The 2,010-nt window shown below is 74.5% G+C and carries 3 protein-coding genes and 1 pseudogene; 1 reads left to right on the forward strand and 3 read right to left on the reverse strand.

The features are described 5' to 3' along the window. The coding region (locus J0695_RS39720) for a molybdopterin-dependent oxidoreductase (protein WP_206969704.1) at positions 1 to 216 on the forward strand (216 nt) is incomplete at its 5' end. Positions 217 to 725: 509 nt separating this feature from the next. On the opposite strand, the pseudogene J0695_RS45840 reads toward J0695_RS39720, so the two are convergent. From J0695_RS45840 to J0695_RS39730, 3 genes and pseudogenes are all read right to left on the reverse strand, one after another. Beyond that, a pseudogene (locus J0695_RS45840) lies at positions 726 to 824 on the reverse strand (SAM-dependent methyltransferase); the annotation flags it as partial. 194 nt (positions 825 to 1,018) lie between these two features. Continuing rightward, positions 1,019 to 1,630, reverse strand: a complete 612-nt coding sequence (locus J0695_RS44750; RefSeq protein ID WP_307798901.1) for a TIGR04282 family arsenosugar biosynthesis glycosyltransferase — start codon at positions 1,628 to 1,630, stop codon at positions 1,019 to 1,021. After that, positions 1,627 to 2,010: glycosyltransferase family protein (locus J0695_RS39730; RefSeq protein WP_505383634.1), on the reverse strand; the 384-nt coding region annotated here is incomplete at its 5' end. The genes J0695_RS39730 and J0695_RS44750, both read right to left, overlap by 4 nt.

Raw genomic sequence — 2,010 nt, forward strand, 5'->3', positions numbered from 1 at the left:
GGGGCCGGGCTGCGGGTCGTATCGCTCGAACACCGGGGCGCGTACCGGGTGATGGAGATGGGCCGCGAGTACGCGAGGGATCCGCTGACGCTGCTGGCGCTGCGGCTGAACGGAGCCGTTCTCACGCCCGACCACGGGTTCCCCGCGCGGATCATCGCGCCGAACCGGCCCGGTGTACTGCAGACCAAGTGGGTCACCCGGCTGGAGGTGCTGTGATGGTGCGTCAGATTGTGGGAGCGGTAGGACTGTTGGCGATCGGGCTCGGGGGCTGGCTGCTGGCCGGAGTGGGGGATCCGCTCGATGCGGCGGTGTGGCTGGCCGGTTCGNNGCCGTAGTGCGACGAACCGGCGGCCCTGCTCCTGCCATGCGCCGGCTCCGGTCCATCCGGTGGCGCGGGCATGGCCGAGGGCTGCCTGTACGCCGACGCGTGCCCAGGGAAAGTCCTCCGCGCCGCTTCCGCCGCGGCCGTCGTCGACCCTGACGAGAACCCGCTCGTCCACCTCGACCGGGGCGGCCTCCACCAGCAACAGGCCGTCCCGGGCCACGAGTTGGGCCGCGCGCAGGAGCAGGGCCCGCGGGTCGCCGCCGATGCCGATGTTGCCGTCGACGAGCAGGGCCGTGCCCCAGCGGCCCTCGCCCGGCAGCGTCTCGAAGACCGACCGGCAGAGGGCGGTTCCGCCTTCTCTGGTCGTACGGTCGACGGCTGCCGGGCTCACATCGATGCCGAGGACCCGGTGACCGAGCGCCGCGAGACCGGCGACCAGCCGTCCAGGACCGCAGCCGATGTCCAGGACCGAGCCCTCGCATCGGCCGAGTACGGACATGTCGGCGCGGTCCGCCTCCGCGCACCAGCGCTCCACCTCCAGGGGCAGCAGCCAGCCGTCGGCCCTGCGCAGGAAGAGCGGACCTCGGCCGGTGCGCAGGGCGTCCGCGTACGGGTCGGCCAGCCAGGCCCGCTGCTGCACGGGCTGCACGGGTTGCACGGGTTGTACGGGCTGTAGGGGCCGCACAGGGGCGCTCACGCGGCGGCGCCGAGCGCTGCGGCGAAACGGGTGTGGGGGAATTCGGCCGCCACCAGCCGGGCGTCGGCGTCGGTGTCGACGTCCCGCAGCGGCGGCAGGTCGCGGACCGTGAGCCCGGCGTCGGTCAGCCGCTTGCGCTGCACGGCGCCGGTGACCGGTGTCGACATGGGGACACCGCGGATCAGGTCCCCGCGTGGTTCGGCCAGGCCCAGCGCCCAGAAGCCGCCGTCGTACGCCGGACCGAACCAGGCGTCGCAGTCGTCCCAGCCGTCCAGTGCGGGGGCCAGCAGAGCGGGGGTGATCTGCGGGGTGTCCATGCCGACGAGCAGCGCGGGCCCCGTACAGAGTGCGAAGGCGGCGGCGAGGCGTTCGTCGAGGCCGCCCCCGCTCTGTGCGGCGACCTCGAAGCCCGGCGGCAGCCAGGCCCCGACGGCTCCGTCGAGCACCAGGATCCGGCGCTGTGCGGGGCAGTCGAGTACGGCGTGGAGGGTGTCGGTGAGCGCGGCCTCGGCCAGCCCGGCCGCCTGCTCGGGGGTCCAGGGCGGGGTGAGCCGCGTCTTGACGCGCCCCGGCACCGGCGCCTTGGCGATGATGAGCAGGGTGGTCACCGGGCGACCGCCCCGCCCAGCACCGCGCGCATGTCGGCGACGGCCTGCCAGGTGCCCAGCCAGGTGCCCGTGACCTTGGACTTTCCCGTACGCGGCAGGTACGGGACGTCGCTCTCGGCGATCCGCCAGCCGGCGTCGGCCGCCCGTACGACCATCTCCAGCGGATAGCCGCTGCGCCGGTCGGTGAGGCCCAGCGAGAGCAGCACCTCGCGCCGTGCGGCCCGCATCGGCCCGAGGTCGCGCAGCTGCACTCCGGTACGGGTGCGCAGCATCCGGGAGAGGGCGAGATTGCCTGCCCTGGCATGCAGCGGCCAGGCGCCGCGCCCCTGGGGGCGCCGCCGTCCGAGGGCCAGGTCGGCCTCCCCGTCGGTCACCTGTCG

Source organism: Streptomyces beijiangensis, assembly GCF_017315755.1.
In the GTDB taxonomy this organism is placed as follows: domain Bacteria; phylum Actinomycetota; class Actinomycetes; order Streptomycetales; family Streptomycetaceae; genus Streptomyces; species Streptomyces beijiangensis.